Annotated in this window: 21 protein-coding genes, 1 pseudogene and 1 riboswitch; of the genes and pseudogenes, 12 read left to right on the top strand and 10 right to left on the bottom strand. The window is 59.4% G+C overall.

Annotation, left to right across the window (positions count from 1 at the left end; translation table 11 throughout):
- Nucleotides 1–15: 15 nt before the first annotated feature.
- A riboswitch (SAM riboswitch) is annotated at nucleotides 16–112 on the top strand.
- Between the two features lie 4 nt (nucleotides 113–116).
- The 4 genes from HMPREF2980_RS02175 to HMPREF2980_RS02190 all read left to right on the top strand — a co-directional run bounded on the left by HMPREF2980_RS02175 (nucleotide 117) and on the right by HMPREF2980_RS02190 (nucleotide 5,467).
- Complete coding sequence (locus HMPREF2980_RS02175) at nucleotides 117–953, top strand: ABC transporter ATP-binding protein (protein WP_049327389.1); 837 nt, start codon at nucleotides 117–119, stop codon at nucleotides 951–953.
- 64 nt (nucleotides 954–1,017) lie between these two features.
- Nucleotides 1,018–2,082 carry an aliphatic sulfonate ABC transporter substrate-binding protein gene (locus HMPREF2980_RS02180; RefSeq protein WP_049338265.1) on the top strand — a complete coding sequence of 355 codons (1,065 nt, stop codon included), beginning with the start codon at nucleotides 1,018–1,020 and terminating at the stop codon, nucleotides 2,080–2,082.
- Complete coding sequence (locus HMPREF2980_RS02185; RefSeq protein ID WP_049338266.1) at nucleotides 2,082–2,924, top strand: ABC transporter permease; 843 nt, start codon at nucleotides 2,082–2,084, stop codon at nucleotides 2,922–2,924. The genes HMPREF2980_RS02180 and HMPREF2980_RS02185 overlap by 1 nt, the downstream gene beginning before the upstream one ends.
- A 428-nt stretch (nucleotides 2,925–3,352) precedes the next feature.
- Nucleotides 3,353–5,467, top strand: coding sequence for an AMP-binding protein (locus HMPREF2980_RS02190; protein WP_070689968.1), 2,115 nt, complete (start codon nucleotides 3,353–3,355; stop codon nucleotides 5,465–5,467).
- Nucleotides 5,468–5,631: 164 nt separating this feature from the next.
- Here HMPREF2980_RS02190 and HMPREF2980_RS02195 read toward each other — a convergent pair whose 3' ends face one another.
- Nucleotides 5,632–6,720: a C4-dicarboxylate ABC transporter substrate-binding protein gene (locus HMPREF2980_RS02195; protein WP_070689970.1), complete on the bottom strand. Its 1,089-nt coding sequence runs from the start codon at nucleotides 6,718–6,720 to the stop codon at nucleotides 5,632–5,634.
- A 233-nt stretch (nucleotides 6,721–6,953) separates the two neighbouring features.
- Here HMPREF2980_RS02195 and HMPREF2980_RS02200 point away from each other — a divergent pair, with 233 nt between their 5' ends.
- The 3 genes from HMPREF2980_RS02200 (at nucleotide 6,954) to HMPREF2980_RS02210 (ending at nucleotide 9,973) form a co-directional block, all read left to right on the top strand.
- On the top strand, nucleotides 6,954–7,805 hold the full coding sequence (locus tag HMPREF2980_RS02200; protein WP_049338269.1) for a hypothetical protein: 852 nt from the start codon (nucleotides 6,954–6,956) through the stop codon (nucleotides 7,803–7,805).
- A 416-nt stretch (nucleotides 7,806–8,221) separates the two neighbouring features.
- On the top strand, nucleotides 8,222–8,914 hold the full coding sequence (locus tag HMPREF2980_RS02205; protein WP_044151027.1) for an SDR family oxidoreductase: 693 nt from the start codon (nucleotides 8,222–8,224) through the stop codon (nucleotides 8,912–8,914).
- 450 nt (nucleotides 8,915–9,364) lie between these two features.
- Entirely contained in the window at nucleotides 9,365–9,973 is a 609-nt protein-coding gene (locus HMPREF2980_RS02210) for a DUF1269 domain-containing protein (RefSeq protein WP_049340211.1), read from the top strand.
- Between the two features lie 177 nt (nucleotides 9,974–10,150).
- On the opposite strand, the pseudogene HMPREF2980_RS02215 reads toward HMPREF2980_RS02210, so the two are convergent.
- Nucleotides 10,151–10,288 (bottom strand): annotated as a pseudogene (locus HMPREF2980_RS02215) (C4-dicarboxylate ABC transporter substrate-binding protein); the annotation flags it as partial.
- 155 nt (nucleotides 10,289–10,443) lie between these two features.
- Complete coding sequence (locus HMPREF2980_RS02220; RefSeq protein WP_070689972.1) at nucleotides 10,444–12,015, bottom strand: DHA2 family efflux MFS transporter permease subunit; 1,572 nt, start codon at nucleotides 12,013–12,015, stop codon at nucleotides 10,444–10,446.
- Nucleotides 12,016–12,279: 264 nt separating this feature from the next.
- Here HMPREF2980_RS02220 and HMPREF2980_RS02225 point away from each other — a divergent pair, with 264 nt between their 5' ends.
- A complete protein-coding gene (locus tag HMPREF2980_RS02225; RefSeq protein WP_049334014.1) occupies nucleotides 12,280–12,597 on the top strand; it encodes an acylphosphatase in 318 nt (105 codons plus the stop codon).
- 36 nt (nucleotides 12,598–12,633) lie between these two features.
- On the opposite strand, the gene HMPREF2980_RS02230 is transcribed toward HMPREF2980_RS02225, so the two are convergent.
- Entirely contained in the window at nucleotides 12,634–13,266 is a 633-nt protein-coding gene (locus HMPREF2980_RS02230) for a GNAT family N-acetyltransferase (protein ID WP_070689974.1), read from the bottom strand.
- 226 nt (nucleotides 13,267–13,492) lie between these two features.
- Between HMPREF2980_RS02230 and HMPREF2980_RS02235 the strand changes: the two genes are divergently transcribed.
- The 3 genes from HMPREF2980_RS02235 (at nucleotide 13,493) to HMPREF2980_RS02245 (ending at nucleotide 15,206) form a co-directional block, all read left to right on the top strand.
- Nucleotides 13,493–14,074: a peroxiredoxin gene (locus HMPREF2980_RS02235; RefSeq protein ID WP_070689975.1), complete on the top strand. Its 582-nt coding sequence runs from the start codon at nucleotides 13,493–13,495 to the stop codon at nucleotides 14,072–14,074.
- A 3-nt stretch (nucleotides 14,075–14,077) separates the two neighbouring features.
- Nucleotides 14,078–14,608 carry an alkylhydroperoxidase, AhpD family gene (locus HMPREF2980_RS02240; protein ID WP_070688070.1) on the top strand — a complete coding sequence of 177 codons (531 nt, stop codon included), beginning with the start codon at nucleotides 14,078–14,080 and terminating at the stop codon, nucleotides 14,606–14,608.
- A 157-nt stretch (nucleotides 14,609–14,765) separates the two neighbouring features.
- Nucleotides 14,766–15,206 carry a GNAT family N-acetyltransferase gene (locus HMPREF2980_RS02245; protein WP_049346711.1) on the top strand — a complete coding sequence of 147 codons (441 nt, stop codon included), beginning with the start codon at nucleotides 14,766–14,768 and terminating at the stop codon, nucleotides 15,204–15,206.
- Between the two features lie 129 nt (nucleotides 15,207–15,335).
- On the opposite strand, the gene HMPREF2980_RS02250 is transcribed toward HMPREF2980_RS02245, so the two are convergent.
- Together HMPREF2980_RS02250 and HMPREF2980_RS09485 are read right to left on the bottom strand one after the other, a co-directional pair.
- A complete protein-coding gene (locus HMPREF2980_RS02250; RefSeq protein WP_070688068.1) occupies nucleotides 15,336–15,986 on the bottom strand; it encodes an L-alanine-DL-glutamate epimerase in 651 nt (216 codons plus the stop codon).
- 97 nt (nucleotides 15,987–16,083) lie between these two features.
- A complete protein-coding gene (locus tag HMPREF2980_RS09485; RefSeq protein WP_162837467.1) occupies nucleotides 16,084–16,257 on the bottom strand; it encodes a hypothetical protein in 174 nt (57 codons plus the stop codon).
- Between the two features lie 272 nt (nucleotides 16,258–16,529).
- On the opposite strand from HMPREF2980_RS09485, the gene HMPREF2980_RS02255 reads away from it, so the two are divergent.
- On the top strand, nucleotides 16,530–17,321 hold the full coding sequence (locus HMPREF2980_RS02255) for a trimeric intracellular cation channel family protein (RefSeq protein WP_070688066.1): 792 nt from the start codon (nucleotides 16,530–16,532) through the stop codon (nucleotides 17,319–17,321).
- A gap of 99 nt (nucleotides 17,322–17,420) precedes the next feature.
- Here HMPREF2980_RS02255 and HMPREF2980_RS02260 read toward each other — a convergent pair whose 3' ends face one another.
- The 4 genes from HMPREF2980_RS02260 to HMPREF2980_RS02275 form a co-directional block, all read right to left on the bottom strand.
- Entirely contained in the window at nucleotides 17,421–18,170 is a 750-nt protein-coding gene (locus HMPREF2980_RS02260; RefSeq protein WP_070688064.1) for an amino acid ABC transporter ATP-binding protein, read from the bottom strand.
- Entirely contained in the window at nucleotides 18,163–18,837 is a 675-nt protein-coding gene (locus HMPREF2980_RS02265; protein ID WP_049346553.1) for an amino acid ABC transporter permease, read from the bottom strand. The genes HMPREF2980_RS02260 and HMPREF2980_RS02265 overlap by 8 nt, the downstream gene beginning before the upstream one ends.
- 28 nt (nucleotides 18,838–18,865) lie before the next feature.
- Nucleotides 18,866–19,684 carry a transporter substrate-binding domain-containing protein gene (locus HMPREF2980_RS02270; RefSeq protein ID WP_070689977.1) on the bottom strand — a complete coding sequence of 273 codons (819 nt, stop codon included), beginning with the start codon at nucleotides 19,682–19,684 and terminating at the stop codon, nucleotides 18,866–18,868.
- A gap of 460 nt (nucleotides 19,685–20,144) precedes the next feature.
- Nucleotides 20,145–21,149 (bottom strand): Abi family protein, encoded by a 1,005-nt coding sequence (locus HMPREF2980_RS02275; RefSeq protein WP_049361881.1) that lies wholly within the window; start codon nucleotides 21,147–21,149, stop codon nucleotides 20,145–20,147.
- Nucleotides 21,150–21,180 lie beyond the last annotated feature (31 nt).

The following is a 21,180-nucleotide window of genomic DNA, read 5'->3' on the forward strand; positions in this document are numbered from 1 at the left end:
TAGGGTGGGAGAAGCAAACCATCCAGAGCGACTGAGAGACCTGGCTCCACGACGTCGCAGCAACCGGCACGGATTCTTCCGCCCCCGGTGCTAACGCCAGGAACGATGGAAGTGACATGACACTCAACAGTGCAGTAACTGACGTACCCACCAGTGAAAAGAACGGCCGCCGTGCCGTATCCACCGCCGCCGTCCCCTTGAGCTTTGAAGACGTCGGACAGTCTTTCCCCGTGCCCGGCGGAACCCACGAAGTTCTTCGCGGAGTCTCCTTCACCGCAGCCCCCGGCGAGATTATCTCCGTCATCGGATCCTCCGGATGCGGCAAATCCACCCTCCTGCGTGCAGCAGCAGGCCTGAACCGCATCACCGCAGGTACCGTGCGTATCGGCGAGAAGGCAGTGACCGGCCTCGACCCCCGCGTAGCTATCGGCTTTCAGGAACCGCGCCTGCTCCCCTGGCGCACCGTCGCCGACAACGTGGCTCTCGGACTGCCGCAGGGCACCAAAAAATCTGAAGGCGCAGCATCCGTAGCGCGCCTGCTCGACCTGGTCGGCCTGGGCGAATACGCAACCCACCGTCCCAAGGAAATTTCAGGCGGTATGGCTCAGCGCGTGTCCCTGGCGCGAGCGCTCGCACGCAACCCCGGCGTGTTGCTGCTCGACGAGCCCTTCGGTGCTCTGGACGCGCTGACCCGCATCAACATGCAGGATTTGCTGTTGGACGTGCACCGTCAAGACCCGACCACGATTCTGCTGGTCACCCACGATGTGGAAGAGGCGCTGTACCTCTCTGACCGGGTGATTGTCCTCGGTAAGGACACCCCGGAGGCGCCCGCCACCATCCAGCGCATTGTGACCGTTGACCGTTCTCACCCGCGTGACCGCGCCGATGCAGAGATCACGGCGCTGCGTAGCGAACTGTTGGCTGAGCTCGGCGTGGAAGATAACGCCTAAAGCCGCCACGAAACGCATTTCTCACACATCACATCATCATCTTCAGAAGCGAAAAGATTTCATCATGACTTACTCCCCGTCTCGCCGTACCGCCCTCAAGTCCCTTGCCGCAGCCGCCGCTTTTGCTACTCTGCTCAGCGCCTGCGCCGGTGAAGGTTCCGGTTCCGCTAACGCCTCCGGTGCTGCCGGTGGTGGCGGCCAGAACACCGTGACCATTGACTACGCGACCTACAACCCGCTGTCCCTGATTATCCGCAAGAAGGGTTGGCTTGAGACCGCCCTCGCCGCCGAGGGTAAGAAGGTTGAGTGGGTCAAGTCGGCCGGCTCGAACAAGGCGAATGAGGCGCTGCGTAGCGGCAATATTGATGTCGGCTCGACCGCCGGTTCGGCGGCGCTGCTGGCACGCGCTAATGGCTCCCCCATCAAGGTCATTAGCCTCTACTCGCAGCCGGAATGGTCGGCACTGGTGACCCGCAAGGATTCGGGCATCACTAAGGTTGCGGACCTGAAGGGTAAGACCGTTGCCGTGACCAAGGGTACCGACCCGTACTTCCTGCTGCTGCAGGCACTCAAGCAGGAGGGTATTTCCGCTTCGGACCTGACCATTCAGAACCTGCAGCACGCCGACGGCCGCACCGCCCTGGATAACGGTCAGGTCAACGCGTGGAGTGGCCTGGACCCGATCATGGCTGCTGCCGAGGTGGAAAGCGGCGACGTGCTCTTCTACCGCAACCTGAACTTCAACACCTACGGATTCCTGAACGCGACCGAGAAGTTCATTCAGTCCAACCCGACCGCCGCACAGACCATCGTGGACGTGTACGAGTACGCTCGCGCCTGGGCTAAGAAGAACCCCGAAGAGGCTGTGAAGATTGTCGAGGAGGAGTCCGGCATTAAGCACGAGACCGCCCAGGTCGTCATGGAGCGCACCCACCTGGATATCGACCCGGTTCCGGGCGCTAAGCAGGTTGAGGTTCTCAAGGGTGTCGGCCCGATTCTGGTGGAGTCCGGCGACGTTCCCTCCCAGTCCGACGTGGACAAGGCACTGAACAGCATTGTGGACGACCAGTTCGCAAAGAAGGCTGACAGCGCAGCCGTTGAGAAGATCGCAAAGGTGGTTGAGAAGTAATGACCGCCGCAACGATTACCGCCGCCTCCAGCACTCGCGCTGAGCGTTCTGAGAAGCGTGTCTCTTCCGTGAAGCTGCCGTCGAACCCGTTCGCCGGTAAGCAGTACCTGGGTCTGATTCTTCCCCTGGCGTTGATTGCCCTCTGGTACATCCTGAGCACCAACGGCGTGTTCACCCAGGTTCAGTTGCCCTCCCCCGACCGTGTGGTCAATGCCGGTATTGAGCTGGCGCAGCGCGGCGAGTTGGGCCGCCACGTGGCGATTTCTACTCAGCGTGTGCTGATTGGTTTCGGTATTGGTGCCGTACTCGGCCTGGTGCTGGGTGCGCTGATTGGCTTGTCTGCACCGGTGCGTCTGATTGCCGCACCGACCATTGGTGCGCTGCGTGCCGTGCCCTCCCTGGCGTGGGTTCCGCTGCTTCTGCTGTGGATTGGTATTGGTGAGAATTCCAAGGTGACCCTGGTTGCTATTGGTGCGTTCTTCCCGGTGTACACCACGGTTTCTGCGGCTCTGGCGCACGTTGACCCGAAGCTCGTGGAGGCGGCACGCGCCTTCGGCCTGAAGGGTCTGCGTCTGTTCACCACGGTTCAGCTTCCCGCGGTTCTGCCGTCGGTGGTTTCGGGTCTGCGTCTGGCGCTGGCTCAGGCGTGGCTGTTCCTGGTCGCCGCTGAGCTGCTGGGTGCATCCATGGGTCTGGGTTACCTGCTGACCGACTCGCAGAACAACGGCCGTACCGACCGCCTGCTGCTGGCTATTGTGGCGCTGGCGGTGCTCGGTAAGATTACCGACGCGCTGGTGGGCGTGTTCGAGCGCTGGGTGAAGGCGAAGTACCCCAGCAACTAGCACCACAGCTAAACGTAACACTCAGCACGCGCTGAGTTTTAGGAGAGATGTCCGCCGCGTGGCTGCTCCCCAAAGGTGAGCTAATCATCGCTACGCGCCGGAGAAAGAAGTCGGCGGGGAAACCTGTCGCCTACTGAATGATGATGATGAATCCCGCCCCGCGCCCCACAGCAGTGAGCGCGGGGCGGGGTCTTTAAATATGTCGTTATATTACGAACTGGTACTCACCATTCCGAATATGACGGTCCCCTTTGCGTCCACCCCCTCGAGCGCGCTTTACTAAGAAGGCAAACCATCCAGAGCGACCGAGAGACCTGGCTCCGTGACGTCGCAGCAACCCCCTCGCCAACGCACACACAGACCCCACGGTCACACAGACAGCGGCGCGGCGAGCAAGGGTGCTAATGCCAGCAACCGATGGGAGAATAATGGGACTGCCCACCCCCTACTCGTTCACCGACCCGCTGAACCCCACTCCGAACCCCGCGCTCGAATCTGACGAGGCACGCGTCGAGTTCTGGGAGAAGCAGGCGCAGCGCCTCACCTGGGCTGAGCCCTGGCACACCGCGCACCGCTTCGAGAAGCCGAAGTCCCTCGGCTTCGATGAGGACGGCATCGAACAGTTCACGATTCCCGAAATTAAGTGGTTCGAGGGCGGTAAGCTGAACGTCGCCTACAACTGCGTAGACCGCCACGTGGAGGCGGGCCGCGGCGACAAGGTCGCCCTCTACTTTGAAGGTGAACCCGGCGACCGCGAAGCCATCACCTACGCCGAGCTGCAGCGCCGCATCGCGAAGGCAGCGAACGGCCTGCTGTCCCTGGGCGTGCGCAAGGGTGACCGCGTGGTCATCTACCTGCCCGTCATCCCCGAAACCATTATCTTCACCCTCGCCTGCGCGCGTATTGGTGCGATTCACTCGCTCGTGTTCGGTGGTTTCTCCGCCGAGGCGCTGAAGTTCCGTGTGGAAGACACCGGCGCGAAGGTTCTCATCACCACCGACGGCCAGAACCGCCGCGGCAAGGTCGTTCCCGTGAAGGTCAACGCCGACGAAGCATGCTCCGGTGAGAACAACATCGAGCACGTTATCGTGGTGGACCGCACCAGCGCCTCCGACCCGGTGGCGCACGCCGCTGTGCCGTGGACTGAGGGCCGCGACGTCTGGTACCACGACCTGGTGGACGACCAGCCGGATACTCACGCCTACGAACTGCACGACGCCGAGGATCCGCTGTTCATTATTTACACCTCCGGCACGACCGGTAAGCCCAAGGGTCTGGTGCACACCATGGCTGGATACCTGGTGCAGACCGCGTACACTCACGCGCTGCTGTACGATCTGCTGCCGGATTACGTGGACGAGAACGGCGTGCTGCGCCCCGACGAGCTGTCGGCTGTTAATGACCCGGAAAAGGTTGAGTCCACCGTTCACTGGTGCACCGCCGACCTGGCGTGGGTGACCGCGCACACCTACGAAATCTACGGTCCGCTGGTCAACGGCGTGTCCGAGGTGATTTACGAGGGTACCCCGAACACCCCGCACTACGGTCGCCACTTCGAGGTCATCGAACGCTACGGCGTGACCAACTACTACACCGCGCCGACCCTGATTCGCTCCCTCATGGGTGCGTTCCCGAACGGCCCGGAGCCCGGCAAGTACGACTTCTCGACCGTGCGTCTGCTCGGTTCGGTGGGTGAATCCATTAACCCGGAGGCGTGGCGCTGGCTGCGTCAGCACGTGGGCGGCGGCACCGCGGCGTTCATCGACACCTGGTGGCAGTCTGAAACCGGTTCGACCGTGTGCTCCCCGCGCCCGCACGACCCCGCATTCGCGCCCGAGGGCACCTACCCGGAGGGCACCCCGCACTGCACTCCCCTGCCCGGTTGCGCTACCCGCGCCGTTCCCGGCGTATCCACCCGCGTGGTGGATGAGCACGGCGACCCGGTCGAACCCGGCAAGCAGGGCTTCATCGTGGTCGATAAGATTGGCCCCTCGATGGCTCGTACCGTGTGGCAGAACCCGCAGCGTTTCCTGGATTCCTATTGGCGTCACTACGGCGAGCGCGGCTGGTTCCTCGCTGGCGACGGCGCGAAGGAAGACGAAGAGGGTAACGTGTACATCCTCGGCCGTATTGATGACGTGATTAACATTTCGGGTCACCGCCTGTCCACCATTGAGATTGAGTCGGCACTGGTGACTCACCCGGCTGTGGTTGAGGCTGGCGTCTGCCCCGTGGAGGATGAGCTGACCGGTCACCAGGCGGTTGCCTACGTGACGCTCACCGATGAGGGTAAGGACCTGACTGAGGATGAGTTGAAGGCAGCGCTGACCGCGCACGTGCGTGAGCACATTGGCCCGATTGCTAAGCCGAAGGATGTTGTGGCAGTTGCTGATATCCCGAAGACTCGTTCGGGTAAGATTACTCGCCGTCTGCTTGGTGAGCTGTACCAGGGCCGTTCTTTGGGCGATGTTTCTTCGCTGCAGAACGAGGAGGCGCTGGGCCACATTGCGCAGGTGCTGGTGGATACCGGCCGCGTGAGCTAGGATGTCTAGGCTCCACTGCTGGTCTGAACGCTGAGCCGAAAAGCTGCATAGAGTAAAGGTGCGGATACCGAATGATGATTCGGTATCCGCACCTTGCTATTTTACCGAGCTGACAAGGCTCTTTATCGGCGGTGTGCAGACCGGTCAGATTCCGACCAGTCAGCCTACTTAATCAGGCCCAGCGAACGAGCGTGTTCAGCGGTAATGCCGCTCGGCTCAATGTGCTCGGGGCCCTTGTCCTTCTCCGGGTTTTCGGTCGCCTGGAAGCGGATCATCTTCATATCGTTTGCGGCGCCCAGGTTCGTGATCATGCCGTCACCGTTGAGGTCCACGGACACCGGCTCGGTATCAATCTTGCCGTTGCCGTTGAAGTCAATCGGCTGGTTGGCGGGCTTGCCCTTGTACAGGAAGCCAGCCGCGCGAGGACCGAAGCCGCGCGCCTCGTACAGCTTCGCCTCGTTGAGCATGCGGTACTCGGCGGTGGAGTAGCCGAAGTAGCGGCTACCGTCAGCCATAGGCACGCCGGTGAGGGTGTACTGGTAGTTCATGACGCTGTAGTAGTTGGGCTTGTAGTTGATTTCGTCCCAGCCGCCGTGGCTCAGGGCGAGGTTGTGGCCGAGCTCGTGCACGAACACTGCCACGCGGATGTCGCTGGTTGCCTTGCCCCAGAAGTGCGGGCCGACGGTGACCATGAGGTTGCGGCCGCCGAAGTTAGCAATGCCGGAGGAGGTGCTGTTGTCGTAGTAATCGCCCCAGATGACGTAGTGGAAGGTGCCTTCGCGGGCGGGGTTGAACTTACCTTCGGTCGCCTTGATGCGGTGGAGCGCCTTGAATTCGCTGTCCAGTGCCTGGTAGCTGATTTCGTTGCCGCCGCCGAGGTTGTACTTGGCGCTGCGGGCGCTACCTGCGTCCAGGTGGATGTTCACGCCGTGGGTGCCGTCGGGGTTGCGCAGGGGCAGGTCGGCGTAGATCTTGGTGATGCGGTCCAGTTCGTCTTCGCTGGGCAGCAGGCCCGCCATGTAGTCCATCTCGACGAAGATGTCCTTGTGGTTGGGGTCGGCGCCCAGTGCGGGGAAGTCGACGTCGATCTTGCCGTCGCCGTCGGCGTCGTAGCCCTTCAGTTCCCAGGTGTTGGGGATGCCGTCGCCGTCAATATCGGGGCTGTAGGCGTTTGCTGCGGGGGCTGCGATAGTGCCCAGGCAGAGCACTGCGAGGGAGGCAAGCGTGACGCGTGCGCTCTTCATAAATGCCATGTTGTGTTCCTTCAGTGTGTGGTGACCGGTGGTGTTTCTGTGGAGTTTTCCGGGAGGGCGTTCTCCACGGTTTCCATGATGCTCCCGTTTCACGTATTAGGTGAGCTGGGTGCCGCAATGTTCATACATTGAAGTAAAAGTTGAGATAATTTTGAAGATGAGCTGAATTACATTAGAGTATCAGTAATTCAAATCACATGCATCACCACATTTTTCACAACAAGAGAGATCCCATGACTTCTTCCTCGAACACCACTAACGGTCTGAACCGCCGCGCACTCATCAAGGGTGCCGCATGGAGCACCCCCGTCATCGCAACCGCCGCAGCGGTACCCGCCTACGCGGCATCCACCGACGCGCAGGAAACCCCGACCCTGAAGTTCGGTGTCTTCACCCAGGCGTTCAACTCGAACCCCTCCAACGACTTTGATACCCGCTACGGTCTGGACTCCTACACCGTGCAGGTTCCCAACATCAGCGCAACCTCCACCACCCCGCAGAGCCGCGGCGGCGGCACCTTCACCCCCGGAGGTAGCGTCGGTGCCGGCCTGTACGGTGGCGCGGGTCTGTGGATTTCCGCACCCATCAACTCCAAGGGCGAGTTCCAGGGCAGCTCCTGGCTGTACCCTCAGGCGCATCTGCAGGTGACCTTCGAGTTCACTTTCCCCACCGCCGAGGATGTCACCGACCCGCTGCTGTGGGATGTCGATAACGACGTTGAGATCCCGGCACTCGCCAAGAGTGCGGGCGGCGCAAAGACCAACAACCCCGCCGTGGCGGCGTTCAACGGCATCGCATACACCGCGAAGTTCTACGAGCCGACCATCGAGGACAACGTCTGGACCGGCGTACTGGACATCCGCACCTCCGACTACCTGGAAGCCACCGCGAAGGACGGCGTGAGCTACGCGCAGGTGCTGGCTTCGCTGGTTCCGGTGTACTTCACCGAGGTGACCTCCAGCTACACTCTGACCACCACCGCTCAGATCACCAGCGGTAGCGTCGCAATGCAGCTGACCGAGGGTGGCGAGTACACCTTCCAGGACCTGGCTGGTTTGCGCGCTTCGGCGACCATCACCCGCTAAGGGAAATGACCCGCTAAGACAGCGAATTTAAACACCGGGGGCCCGGCATCCGTTATGGATGCCGGGCCCCTCGCCGTGTTTAAGGCTTGGACTATCGGGCACCGCCGGTAGCTGCTAGAGGCTAGTCCTTCGCGGGAACCAGACCCTCAGCTGGTAGCAATAGTTCATGACGCTCAGGTAGTTCGGCTTGTCGTTCACGTCATCGGTGCCGCCGGGCAATAAAAACCTAGCACTTCATCATAACGCCGTCTTGAGCCCCGCACGAGAATTCTCATCATGCGGTGCTGTTTGAGCGCATCAGCACAGGGAATGCGGGTATCTGTCGTTCTCGGGAAGCATAAGAAAAACCATAGACGTTGCGGCACAGCAAGCCTATTCTGGATATACAAGTATTTTTCAACATACAGGAGGATACGATGGCTAACGTTACGATCATTGGCGGGCACGGCAAGGTTGCTCTTCTGGCCGAGCCGCTGCTGGTGGAGCGCGGGCATGCGGTCAATGCGCTTATTCGCAGGCCGGAGCAGTCAGAGGATATTGTCACGCGCGGGGCGAACCCTGTGGTCGCTGACATTACCGCGTTGAGCACCGAGGAGATGGCGAAGCTCTTCAAGGATTTACATACAGAAGTGCTGGTGTGGTCCGCGGGTGCGGGCGGTGTAGGTGGCCCCGAACGCACCTATGCGATTGACCGTGACGCTGCGATCCGGTCGATGGATGCGGCGCGGCTGGCCGGTATTAAACGGTACGTGATGGTATCGTACCTGGGCGCGGGTTCCGGGCACGGCATCGACCCTGATGACAGTTTTTACGCCTACGCCGAGTCGAAGACGATCGCCGATGAGCACCTGCGCGGCTCGGGGCTGGATTACACGATTCTGGGGCCGGGGACGCTCACCCTTGAGGAGGCAGGCGGCATTACTCTGGGGATTGAGCCCGCCCACACGCCCGGCGCCGAATCTAATACTCCGCGGGCCACCGTTGCCCAGGTGCTGGCGGCGGTTCTTGAGGACCCGTCCACGGTTGGGAAGGCGCTCCCGTTTATTGGCGGGCCCACCCCGATAGCTCAGGCTCTCGCATCGGCGCCTAACAGCAATAAGCTGCGCTAGGGTTTGCCGGATGCACCCGCCCCGGCTGAGTGCGGACGCGTCCCGAGCCTCTTCACGGGTTTGGGGCGTGTTTTTCTCTCACGCAAGGTTGGTGCCGCATCGCTCAGTATCCTAAAGTACCATGTATTTTTAGAGCAACTGCAAGAGGTTCCCGTGGGATTCTTCGATCTCTTCGCCGACAAAACCCCGGACGAGCCCGCCGAGGCGTAGCTTACCAGGACATTTCTGGTCTGACTGCTTCGGCGACCATTACCCGCTAAGGGGCATGAGCCGCTAAGACAGCGAATTTAAAACACCAGGGGCCCGGCATCCATACTGGATGCCGGGCCCCTTTGCTTTCGGGCTCAGCCTATCGGCCGCCGCCGAGGTAAATTGTCGCAAAAAGTAGTTCCCAAAAAAAGAGAACTGTATTACAATGTATATATAGTCTTTAGGAACGAGGTACCAACTATGGAAAACCTAGTAATTTCAGTCTTTAACACCGAAAGCGAAGCTTATCAGTCCTTTGCAGATTTGAAGGCTTTCCGCCAAACTCAGACGACCAAGGTTGCTCAAATCGCCCTGGTCAAAAATGAAAACGGTCATATCGTTGAAAAAGAACGCTATGACTTTGAAGATTCAACGACGGATGCAACCCTAAAAGGTGGCTTGCTCGGTGCAGTTATCGGGCTTTTGGGTGGTCCTATCGGCGTCTTGTTTGGTTATGGTATGGGTAGCCTCTATGGTTTGGCTGCTGGTGCTACCGTTGATACGGCAGAAACTGGCCTGATTGACGTTGTTTCTCAAAAATTGACTAACGGTGAAACAGCCGTTGTTGCCTTGGTGCAAGAAGACAACGAAGCAGTCATCGATGCTTACTTCACCAAGTACGACACCCAAATCATGCGTTGGGATGTAGCAACCGTCGTAGCCGAAATCGAAGCAGCTCTGCAAGTCCAAGAAGACCTCTACAACCAGGCGCGTGCACAGATGAAGGCTGAACGTAAAGCCGAACGCAAGGCTAAGCTTGAAGAATTCAAGGCGAATGTCAAAGCAAAGTTTGACAAATTGAAAGCGTAAGCACCCAAGCATCTCATAAAAAATAGGCTATCTACTTCTGGTAGATAGCCTATTTTTTTTAAAAAACTAGATTTTAGAAAGAGGAAGTGAGGATTTTGGCTCAAGATCTTGAACAAATCAAGGAAGACAATGGCAAAAATACCAAACTCAAGGTGGGGATTTTAGCCATCTCTCTTTCTCCAGGTGGATGTTGATGCCGGTGGTGCTGTTGGGGTTGCGCAGGGGAAGCTGGGCGAAGGATTCGGTGATACGGTCCAGCTCATCCTCGCTAGCGAGCAGGCCGGGCATGTAATCCATCTCCACGAAGATGTCCTTCTACAGCGGGTTATTGCGCTCTCACGAGGTTTCAACACCTCAGGGCAACAATAACCCGCTTCATCATACACAGAGTGCATATAGATTTTCTCCGGTATAGCACCATATCTCAGGTTATGCACCGCTTATGCCGTAAAAGCGCTCTGATAAGCCTTCTACTTGGTGGTCTCCACCCCAGCGTTCTGCGCGGCAGCCTTCGCCTCGGAGGTCTTCTTGGAGGCATAGAACAGGCACACGACCGCGCCCACCGCCGCGGCAACCAGGGGCAGCATCATGGAATCAGCCATTGCCGCCGCGTAGGGTTCACGCAGCATCTGCGGAAGTACGCCTCCAGCAGCACCGCCGTGAGAGCTACCGCCCGCTGCGGCAGCCGGACCCAACGCGGACAGGTGCGAGGTAATCGCAGAAGCCATAATCGTCGTAATCGCAGCCGAACCGAGCACCGACGCCATCTGGCGGGTCTCGTTGTACACGCCCGAACCGGCACCGGCACGCTGCGGCGGCAGGTTACGGGTCGCCGACACCGACAGCGGACCCCAAATGCAGGCATTCGCCGCACCCAGAATAATCATCGGGCCAACCATCAGCCACAGGTTGCCTTCCGCAACCATCGTCGGGCGGAGCAGGGCAAAACCAACAACCAGCAGCGTAAAGCCAATCACGGCAATCCACTTCGGGTCGTTACGGTTCAGGCGCACACCCACCACCGGCGCCAATGCGCCCGAGAACAGCGCCATCGGGGCGGTCATCAGCGCAGCCTGGGTCGGGTCCAGGCCCTCCACCTGCTGCAGGTACAGGGTCAGCGGGAACGCCATACTGATAGCAACCACACCCATAGCCGAAATAGCCACATTCGACACGGAGAAGTTACGGTCACTAAACAGGCTCAGCGGAACCAGCGGCTCGTGGCGGTTCACCGCCTGCCAACCGATAAACAGTGCCAGCACCATAATGCCGGCAATAATCAGGCCCCACACGCTCACCGGAACACCGGTGCCCATGAACGAGTCAGTGATGGTGCCCCAGTCGTAGGTGGAACCTTCCTGAATACCGAAAACTAGTAGGAACAGACCGACCGCCGAAAGCACCACGCCCAACCAGTCGAAGCTGTGCTTCTTCTGCTCGAACACCGGCACATTACGCCACGCCAAGAACAGGCCGACCAGGCCAACCGGAATGTTGATGAAGAAGATCCAGCCCCAGCCGAGGGTATCCACCAGCACGCCGCCCAGAATCGGGCCGACCAGCGAGGCGACACCCGCAGTCGCACCCCAAATGCTCATGGCGACACCGCGCGCATTCGGCGGGAACATCAGCGTAATCAGAGACATGGTCTGCGGGGTCATCAGCGACGCGCCCAGGCCCTGCACCACGCGGGCGGTAATCAGCGACTCAACATTCGGCGACAGACCACACCACAGGGAGGCAAGCGTAAAAATAGCCATACCGATCATGTACAGGTTCTTCTGACCGAAGCGGTCACCCATACGGCCGGTAATGAGCAGCGGCACCGCATACGCCAGCAGGTAGGCGCTCGTCACCCACATGCCCGCCGACAGCGACGCATCCAAATCCTGCAGCATGTGCGGCAGGGCGATGGTGACAATATTGCCGTCCACCAGAATCATGAAGAAGCCAACAACCAGGGACCAGAGAGCAGGCCAGGGCTTGTACGGTGCCTTCGCCGGGTTACCGACGAGAGGCGCTTTTTTAGGGCGTGAACTCAATGATCCTCCAGGGGATGGGTTGTATGCGGGTAGATGTCTGTGTGTTCAGTATTGCCGCTAAGTGAATGCCCCTAATGTTACTCCTTTTCAGGCCGCGGCTTCGGTTGCTCTACCCTTATTCAGCTCTTCACGGCGTGTGCGCGCGGCAACCAGGCGACAGGAACGCCGAACCCTCTAGACTAAAGCTATAGAAGCTATCAGAGCGCCACCACCGGCGCTCACCCCCATCAAACCACCCTCAACGAGACGACCACGGGAGGACCCATGGGTTTCTTTGATTTCTTCACCGACCGCACCCCGGCAGAACCCGCCGAAATCCGCCTCGTCGCTTTCGTCAGCGGCAAAGTGCAGGGCGTGGGCTTCCGCTGGTGGTGCGCCGGAACCGCCAAGCCTATGGGGCTGACCGGCTACGCCGAAAACCTCGACGACGGGCGCGTGAAAGTCGTTGCGGAAGGTACCGCCGTCTCCTGCGCTCGCCTGGTAGATATTCTGCGCGGCGGCGACACCGCGGGCCGCGTGGATGAGGTGCTCGTCGAGTGGGAGGAGCCGAGCGGCTCGTTTCGCGGCTTCGGCATCAGGTAGCGCGGACTAAAGTAGCGCGGTTTAGCTAGCCCAGAGCTAGTCAGACCAGAGCGCCGCGAACTGGGCGCGGGTCATATCGGCGCGGCGCACCCGATGCTGCACCGGGTGGCCGTTCTCGTCGGGGCGGCCGGAGCTCGGGTCAATATCGTCGTAGATGCCGGTGAAACCCGCCTTAACCGCCACCCGTTCCGAGGGCTCGTTACCCGCCAGGGCGGTCCAGCGCACACTCTCAAGACCCAAGCCAAGCGGGTCGAAAGCGTAGCCGAGGACGGCACGCAGCGCCTCGGTCATGTAGCCCTTGCCGCGCACTTTCGGGGCGGCATAATAGCCCAGTTCGGCGCGGGTTCCGGGGCTTTCGGGGGTGCCCTCGGGCAGGCGCAGTTCAATGGTCCCGGCAAACACGCCGGAGGCGTCAATCGCCCAGCGTTGAATCTGCCCGGCGGCAATCTGGCGGGCGGTGGTGAGCAGGTAGTCTTCGGCGTCGGCGCGCGTGTAGTTCAGTGGAATGCGGGTGTAGCGGAGGGTTTCTTCGTCGCGGCAGGCTTCTACGATGTCGGGGATATCCGCCTCGCGCAGGTGGCGCAGGGTGAGGCGTTCAGTAATGAGTTCGGGCTGGTTGGGCTCTACATATTCGCTGTGTTCTGAGAAGTTACTGTGTTCGGGGGTCATGATTCGAGCTTAAACCCTCAGGTTTGTACGCCGGAAAAGCTTTTGTGAGCACCCCAGAATATTCGGTGATGCAAATCATAGTTAAACCTTCGGGTTTTAATCCAACACCACTTGATTATTATGAATTATTCATAATAAAATATTTATCGAGCCCGCCCAATGGGCACCACTTAGAACAAGCGCCGCGCAACGAATCCGCGCGGCACGAAGTAGAAAGAAGAACACCATGGCAGTTCTGACCATCGGCGACCAGTTCCCCGCATACGAGCTCACCGGCGTTGTCCCCGGTAAGCTGGCTGACATCGAAGCAACCAAGCCCGAAGACTACTTCACCACCGTCTCCTCCGAGGGTCTGGACGAAGACACCTGGCGCGTCGTCTTCTTCTGGCCGAAGGACTTCACCTTCGTTTGCCCCACCGAGATTGCAGCATTCGGCAAGCTCGCTGACGAGTTCGAGGCACGCGACACCCAGGTGATCGGTGTTTCCGTTGACAACGAGTACACCCACTACGCATGGCGCCGCTCCCACGAAGAGCTCCTGGACCTGCCCATCGTCATGGCATCCGACCTCAAGCGTGAGCTGGTTAGCGCACTGGGCATCCTGAACAAGGACGGCGTTGCAGACCGCGCAACCTTCATCATCGACCCCCACAACACCATCCAGTCGGTCTCCATTACCGCTGACTCCGTCGGCCGTAACACCGACGAGGTACTCCGCCAGCTGGACGCTCTGCAGTCCGACGAGCTGTGCGCATGCAACTGGAAGAAGGGTGCAGAGACCATCGACGCATTCAAGGAGATGAAGTAATCCATGAGCATCGATAACCTGCGTTCGGCTCTGCCTTCCTACGCGAAGGACATGAACCTCAACCTGTCCTCCCTGCCCCGCATCACCTCCCTCACCGAGCAGCAGCTCTGGGGCGCAATCCTCGCAACCGCAGCAGCAACCAAGGTTGACTCTGTTGTTGTTGAGATTGCTGCAGAGGCTAAGGAGCACCTGAGCGACACCGCTTACGAGGCTGCTCTGGGCGCTGCAACCATCATGGGCATGAACAACATCTTCTACCGCACCCGTGGCTTCCTGAACGGCGCCTACGATGACCAGCGCGCAAACCTGCGCATGCAGATCATCGGTAAGAACGGTGGCATTGAGAAGCTGGACTTCGAGATGTTCGCACTGGCAGTGTCCGCAGTCAACGGCTGCTCCCACTGCGTTGAGGCTCACGAGCACACCCTGCGCGAAGAGGGCGCAACCAAGGAGCAGGTCAACGACCTGATTCGTATTGCTGCAACCCTCGGTGGCGTGGCACAGGGCATTCAGCTGGCTGAGGCACTGGGCTAAACCCACTCAGCGTTAGAGCACACACAGAAGCGGCGCATCCACCCCTTTACGGGTCGGATGCGCCGCTTCCTTTATGCACAGATTATGCCCTGCAGTAGCTAAAAACGCGTTGGACGGCTTTCCTAGCTCCCTCGATTTGGCGCTATACAATGCCTGTATGCGGTACTGTATTTTGGACTCCACCAGCCCTCTTCCCAGCGTAGAAGAACTTACTGAGCTTTACGATTCTGTGGGCTGGAGCGCCTATACCAAAACGCCCGAACGTCTCATCCCGATGTTGGAAGGGTCGCGGTATCTATACACCGCACGAGAGGCAACCACGGACGGAACGGGACGACTCGTCGGGCTAGTCCGCGCCGTCGGGGACGGACAATCTATCGCCTACATTCAGGACCTCCTAGTGCATCCACACGCCCAGCGTCAGGGCGTTGGCTCTGCGCTTCTAAAGCGTGTCATTGATGACTTTGACCGAGAAGACATTCGACAGCGACTCATTACTACCGACGTCGCTAGTGAACACGCCGTTGCGCTCTACAAATGCTACGGTTACGCCCCCGTAGAGGTAGCAGGATGCATCACCCTTGCATGCTATCGATGAGGCAATATCTCATACGGCTCGACTCGTTCAAACTGGCTGAGGCACTGGACTAAACCCACTCAGCGTTAGAGCACACACAGAAGCGGCGCATCCACCCCATCACGGGTCGGATGCGCCGCTTTGTTTTAACTACTTTTGGCTGTCCGCAGCGCCAATGCGCAGGGCTGCATCCCAGCTACTCGCCAGGCGCGTCGCCGCGGCCACCAGAGCCACCAGATCCTCGGCGTACACCGGGGTCGAGCGCACGCCCGCACACCAGTCAATCGTGCCCAAACCCAGCCAGGGCTTACCGGGGAAGAACTCGCGCCGCAGCGCCACGCGGCGCTTACCCAGGGCGCGGCGACCGGGCACGTACCCGCCGCGGCTGATGAACAGCGTCTCGCGGCCCTCGAACTCCACCAGCGCCTCCAGGGCCCTCAGCGCAGGAACCCAGCTCGGCTCCCCCACGCTCGCCAGGTCGGCCAGTTCGGGATACTCGCTCTCGTGCTCCGCCACGCTCACGCCCAGGATGTACTGGTAGCGCACCTGCCCGAGCTCCTGCGGCAGGCCGCGGTCAGCGGTCTGAATCGTGCCGCACAGGTGCCGAACGACCGGCTCACCCTCGGCGTTCACGCCGGTCAGGGGCTCGCCGTCCCGGTAGATTGCGGGGCCGTCCAGATAGAGCCCCACCGCGCCGGTACCCGTGATATTGGGGCGCACCGACCAGCCGGGAAGCACCTCCTCCAGGCGGGGCACCACGCCCCGCAGGATTTCGAAAACTTCGTCACGCGATACCGTCACGGCGGCTCCTTTCACCTTACGCAGATAACGATTTGCGATGTGGCCCGGTCTATCAAACGACCGGGCCACATGCCTTCAGTATTCGTCTAGACCCAGCTTAGCGAGCGCTCAGCTTATGGGAGGGTAGCCACACCATGAGCGCCGACAGCGCCGCACCGGCAAACATCATGATCGCCATAGACTCCACCGCATTCAGGGGGCTCAATGCCAACAGTAGCGAAGAAATGATGCCACTACCGTCCTGGAAAGAACCCAGCGCAGAAACAATCATGACAGAGCATTGGGGGTGGAGATTCACTCATTCTACGCCCATCTTTTAGCGCGCCCACACGCTTCTCCGTTACGTCTCAGAGCTCGTCATGAGCACCTTTCAACTAGGAGCAGGAGCGGCGGCGGGTCTACAATAAATCGGTGCCAGTTCAGGTACGCGCACAGGCAGACAGAGCCGGATGCGGTGATAACGTCGTCACCCGACCCCCCCGTTGCGCGCACTTCCCCTACCGGTACCCACAGCACACGCATCACGTACGCAGGAGAACGCCCATGCACGAGCTCTTTGACCCGGATCAGGTATTCCGCATCGTCGACATTGCCGCCGTTGTCGCTAACGGCCTGCTCGGCGGTGCTGTGGCGCGCGCCTTCCGATTCGACATTGTGGGCTTCCTACTGCTTGCGGTCGCCTGCGGCATGGGCGGCGGTATGATTCGCGACATCCTACTGAACTCCGGACTGCCCGTGGCACTCACTGACGGCGGCTACTGGGTGGGTGCTATCGTTTCTTCCATCCTTGCGTACAGCATCGATTTGAGTGCCCGCTGGGCGACCCGAACCATGCTCGTTGTCGACTTCGTGGGCATGGGATGCTGGGCTGCAACCGGCACCATTAAGTCCCTGAACTTGGGTCTGCACTGGCTGCCCGCTATCGCGTTGGGCATCACCACCGCGGTCGGTGGCGGCGTTATCCGTGACATTATGGTCAACCGCATCCCGGCAATCTTTGGTGGTAACTCCCTGTACGCAACGGTCGCGTTTATGGGTGCTTCTGAAACCGCTCTGGTAACCGGCTTGTTCCACCGCCCTAACCTGGCGATGGCGCTGTCTATCATCTTGTGCCTGGTGTTTGGTGTGCTCTCCCATATGAAGAATTGGCAGCTACCGACCACCCCGGGCGGCCTGCAGGTGCACCGCCCCCGCCTGCTCACCTTCTTCAACCGTGAAGAGAACTCGGTTCAGGATGAGGGCTGGTCGCCGGGTAATCCGCTCACCGACCAGCTACAGGTGGTCAGTCCTGAGCAGCTGGAGGAGTACCGCCGCTCGAAGAGGCCTTCAGAGTAGAACGAATATATGCTGAATATAGAATATGGGCTGGTTTCCGCACGTCAGATGATTATCTGACCGGCAGAAACCAGCCCATATTTACTATGTGCAATATGCCTAAATCGTGTACTCGGTGCTGTCGTACACGGTCAAGAACTTACGGATACGCTCATCATCCGAAGCAAAGAAACCGGCCGGCTCACCGTTATAACGCAGGGTACCGTTCTCCAGGAACACGATACGATCCGCAACCTTCTTCGCAAACGCCATATTGTGCGTCACGATGACCAGGGAGCGCCCCTCCTTCGCCAGCTGCATCAGCACGCGGATCACCTCCGCCTCCAGCTCGGGATCCAGCGCACTCGTCGGCTCATCAAAGAGCAGGTAGGAGGGTTCCAACGCCAAGGCGCGGGCAATCGCCACACGCTGCTGCTGGCCACCAGAGAGAGCGTCCGGGTAGGAATCTACCTTGTCGGCAAGACCCACCTTCGCCAGCAGCTCGCGGGCACGCTCCTGCGCCTGCTGAGCGCTCAGGGTGCCGTTGAGGGTCGGGGCGAGCGCCACGTTCTTCAACGCCGTGTAGTTCGGGAACAGGTTGAACTGCTGGAACACCATCGCCGAACGGGAACGAATATCACGCACCTGCGCGTCGGTGAGCTTCTGGCTGTAATCCACCTGCGCGTCGTCAATGGTGAGCGTGCCGGACTGCGGGGTTTCCAGCAGGTTCAGGCAACGCAGCAGAGTCGACTTACCGCTACCGGACGGGCCCAGAATCACCGTGGTCTCACCGTCGGGGATGTCCAGGCTAATGTTCTTGAGCACCTGCGTATCGCCGAAGCTCTTCGACAGGGATTCAACGCTAAGCATTGTTGCTCCTCACGTAACGGTTGCTGTACTTCTCCAGCGCCGACTGTGCGGCGGTCAGCAGAGTGAAAATTACCAGGTAAATGATGGCGACCTCGGAGTACATTGCCAGCGGCTCGAAAGTACGCGACGCGATCTGCTTACCGGTCTGGAACAGGTCAACCATTGAAATGACCGACACCAGCGAAGTGCCCTTAATCAGGTCAATGAAGTTGTTGCCCAGGTTCGGCAGCGCGATACGCACCGCCTGCGGAATGACCACGTGGCGCAGGGTCTGCATGCGGGTGAAGTTCAGAGTTGCCGCCGCCTCAAACTGGCCGCGCGGAATAGCAGCCACCGCGGAGCGGAACGTCTCCGCCACGTACGCACCGGTGTGCAGGCTCATCGTGATGATCGCGGCGCTCCACACGTCCAGGGCAATACCGACCTTCGGCAGGCCGTAAAAGACGATGAACAGCTGCACCAGCAGCGGGGTGCCGCGGAAGACCCAGATATACAGCCAGGCCAGCCAGTTCACCGGTGCAAAGCGGCTCGTGCGCGCGCCGGCGGAGATGATGCCCACCAGCAGCGCTAGCGCGAAGGAGATGAGCGATAGCGGAATGGTCACTGCCACCGTCGAGGTCAGCAGCTGCGGCAGTGATTCTGCCCAGAGGTTGAGGTAGCGTTCCATGCGCGGAACTCAGCTCCTTATGAGAGTGTTAGTTCTTCGGGGAGAGGTCTTCGCCCACGTACTTCTCGTAAATCGCCTTGATGTCACCGTTCTCCAGGTGCTTCTTCAGCGACTCATCGATAGCGTTACGCAGGGCATCCTGACCCTTAGGCAGCAGGATGGAGGAGTTGCTACCGGTGCCCAGGTCACCGGAGAGCAGGCGCAGGTTGGCGTCCGGGTGCTCCTTGAAGTACTCAGCGAAGGACACGGAGTCGTTCGCGGTCATCTCTGCACGGCCCGAGAGGACCTGCTCGATAGCCTCATCGAAACCGGAAACGACCACGATCGAGGCGCCCTTCGCCTCCACCATCTTGCGGAAGTTCGAGGTCTCAGACTGCGCCGAGGAGTGACCGGAAATCTCGCTCACGTTCTGCAGGGAAGAATCCTTCTTCACGGCAACCTTCGGCTCGGAGTACAGGTAGGGTACGGAGAAGTCGTACTTCTGCTTACGCTCGTCGGTTGCAGAAACGTTGTTGATGACGATGTCGTAGCGGTCAGCGTCCACACCGGCGATCAGCGAATCCCAGGGGGTTTCGGTGAACTCTGCGGTGACGCCCAGGTCCTTAGCGACCAGGTCGATGATTTCCTTCTCGAAACCGACCAGGGCGCCGTTCGAGTCGTGGAAGGAGAAGGGGCGGTAGGTGCCCTCCAGGCCCACACGAATCTTGCCGGCAGACTTGATAGCCTCCAGCTTGTTGGTGCTGGATGCGGTGCTGCTGCTGGACGAACCGCACGCTGCGAGCAGTGCAGCCAGGCCGGTGAAGGCGGTGCCTGCGAGGACGGTACGGCGGTTAATCATTGCGGACATAGTGTTCTTCTTTCGTGTGGTGGTTGATGCTCTTGTAGTTGCGGGTTGTCACCCTGCGGTAACCCGGGGGCATCGTGCGGTGTGCCCCTCTCTGCGGGTGCAACGCTGGCTATCCTACAGTTATTCCAGACCCGAGAGAATTCAACGTAATATTCCGTCACAATCTGTGAGAGAGGAAAACCCGGCGGTCGGTACGCGTGTGTGCTGTGTACCGGCCGCCGGGCTCCACACTAGGATACCGGCTTAGCACCCCAGAACATAGGGGTCAGGTTTACCTTAAAGCTGAACTGCTCTCGACAAGGGGCGATGCTACGCCCTCAATCTCGCCCACAACGCGCCGAATGCTCCACCGGGCACAGATTAGGGGCGCCCCGGGAATCACCCCGGGTACGCCCCCTCTCTTAGTCCAATGAGAACGCCAGCGTCATAATGCGAGGTGCCTGCGGGACTGTCGCTGTTTTCAGAAGATTTTCTGCGAACCTACGCCAATGTAGTAGCTCTCATTCTGCTTCACTAAAGCTTTTATCGCTTTCCAGGCCTCCCTCTGACGACAGGTGTTTCCCTGCAAAAGAGCAACATTGGCGAAGCTGACCAACATACCTTTCGGGTCCGCTTCGCGGAGGTCCTTAGCAAAAATTTTAGGCTTTGCAGAGGTATCAGTCGTTGGCATCATCCAGAGGCGAGAACCATGAGCTACACGGTTTCTCAGAGTGGTCAGAGACTTAAGACGGCCCTCAAAGTGCTTATGGTTCACCCCCATATACCCTGCGGTCTTTTTGTAGAGCAGCAACTTTTCAGAACCTCCAGACTCAGTGGAGGTTTCTGAAGCATAACTTTGGACCACTGCGTGGGAGAGAAGTCCCAAAGAAAACGAATCAACAATAGACCACAGGGGAAGCTCTTTTTGCATCATCTCTCGAAGCGCCTCAACATCTTCCCAGTCTTCCAAGCTTTCAGAGGGATTTTTAGAGGAACTTTTAGCGCAAGATTTCCACCACTCCTCAATACGCTCACGAACATACGGTTCACGGTATCGCAGGATATGCCGCATCATATCTTTGATAAGCGCATCTACTGGCCTGTCCTGATTTATGCAGATATATACATCCGGGTTGAGGTACTCATGGGGACTACGATAAGTACAGAATGCTTCCACCCATGCAGCTCGAATCGCCTGTTCGCTCTGCCTCATGTATCCGTACAGGAGGGAAGAGACCTCCACATCCATACGCACAATATCTAAAATATCTGAGATGTCTGGCTTCTCAGGCAGAAATCCCTCGCTCTTGTATTTGTTGTAATTACGAAAGTATCCCAGAAGGTAGTGGAAATTAGAGCATGCAAGCATGTCTCGGTCATCATCGCTCAGGGTCGTTCCCTGAGGAAAATACCTCTTAGCAACAAGGTATTCCTTCTGGTCCTCTATTGAAGGCAGAAATACGCACGATTCCTTGGGCAAAACCACTGCTCTCCTTACTCGGTTCGCCGTAGAACCG

The organism is Rothia sp. HMSC076D04, assembly GCF_001814645.1.
GTDB classification, from domain to species: Bacteria; Actinomycetota; Actinomycetes; order Actinomycetales; family Micrococcaceae; genus Rothia; species Rothia mucilaginosa.

Excerpts from the sequence above, each read along its gene's own strand:
- HMPREF2980_RS02180 (WP_049338265.1), top strand. The coding sequence starts at position 1,018 with ATGACTTACTCCCCGTCTCGCCGTACCGCCCTCAAGTCCCTTGCCGCA.
- HMPREF2980_RS02205 (WP_044151027.1), top strand. The coding sequence starts at position 8,222 with ATGGCTAACGTTACGATCATTGGCGGGCACGGCAAGGTTGCTCTTCTG.
- HMPREF2980_RS02240 (WP_070688070.1), top strand. The coding sequence starts at position 14,078 with ATGAGCATCGATAACCTGCGTTCGGCTCTGCCTTCCTACGCGAAGGAC.
- HMPREF2980_RS02195 (WP_070689970.1), bottom strand. The coding sequence starts at position 6,720 with ATGGCATTTATGAAGAGCGCACGCGTCACGCTTGCCTCCCTCGCAGTG.
- HMPREF2980_RS02255 (WP_070688066.1), top strand. The coding sequence starts at position 16,530 with ATGCACGAGCTCTTTGACCCGGATCAGGTATTCCGCATCGTCGACATT.
- HMPREF2980_RS02265 (WP_049346553.1), bottom strand. The coding sequence starts at position 18,837 with ATGGAACGCTACCTCAACCTCTGGGCAGAATCACTGCCGCAGCTGCTG.
- HMPREF2980_RS02260 (WP_070688064.1), bottom strand. The coding sequence starts at position 18,170 with ATGCTTAGCGTTGAATCCCTGTCGAAGAGCTTCGGCGATACGCAGGTG.
- HMPREF2980_RS02270 (WP_070689977.1), bottom strand. The coding sequence starts at position 19,684 with ATGTCCGCAATGATTAACCGCCGTACCGTCCTCGCAGGCACCGCCTTC.
- HMPREF2980_RS02175 (WP_049327389.1), top strand. The coding sequence starts at position 117 with ATGACACTCAACAGTGCAGTAACTGACGTACCCACCAGTGAAAAGAAC.
- HMPREF2980_RS02235 (WP_070689975.1), top strand. The coding sequence starts at position 13,493 with ATGGCAGTTCTGACCATCGGCGACCAGTTCCCCGCATACGAGCTCACC.
- HMPREF2980_RS09485 (WP_162837467.1), bottom strand. The coding sequence starts at position 16,257 with ATGATTGTTTCTGCGCTGGGTTCTTTCCAGGACGGTAGTGGCATCATT.
- HMPREF2980_RS02200 (WP_049338269.1), top strand. The coding sequence starts at position 6,954 with ATGACTTCTTCCTCGAACACCACTAACGGTCTGAACCGCCGCGCACTC.
- HMPREF2980_RS02185 (WP_049338266.1), top strand. The coding sequence starts at position 2,082 with ATGACCGCCGCAACGATTACCGCCGCCTCCAGCACTCGCGCTGAGCGT.
- HMPREF2980_RS02245 (WP_049346711.1), top strand. The coding sequence starts at position 14,766 with ATGCGGTACTGTATTTTGGACTCCACCAGCCCTCTTCCCAGCGTAGAA.
- HMPREF2980_RS02190 (WP_070689968.1), top strand. The coding sequence starts at position 3,353 with ATGGGACTGCCCACCCCCTACTCGTTCACCGACCCGCTGAACCCCACT.
- HMPREF2980_RS02210 (WP_049340211.1), top strand. The coding sequence starts at position 9,365 with ATGGAAAACCTAGTAATTTCAGTCTTTAACACCGAAAGCGAAGCTTAT.
- HMPREF2980_RS02225 (WP_049334014.1), top strand. The coding sequence starts at position 12,280 with ATGGGTTTCTTTGATTTCTTCACCGACCGCACCCCGGCAGAACCCGCC.
- HMPREF2980_RS02230 (WP_070689974.1), bottom strand. The coding sequence starts at position 13,266 with ATGACCCCCGAACACAGTAACTTCTCAGAACACAGCGAATATGTAGAG.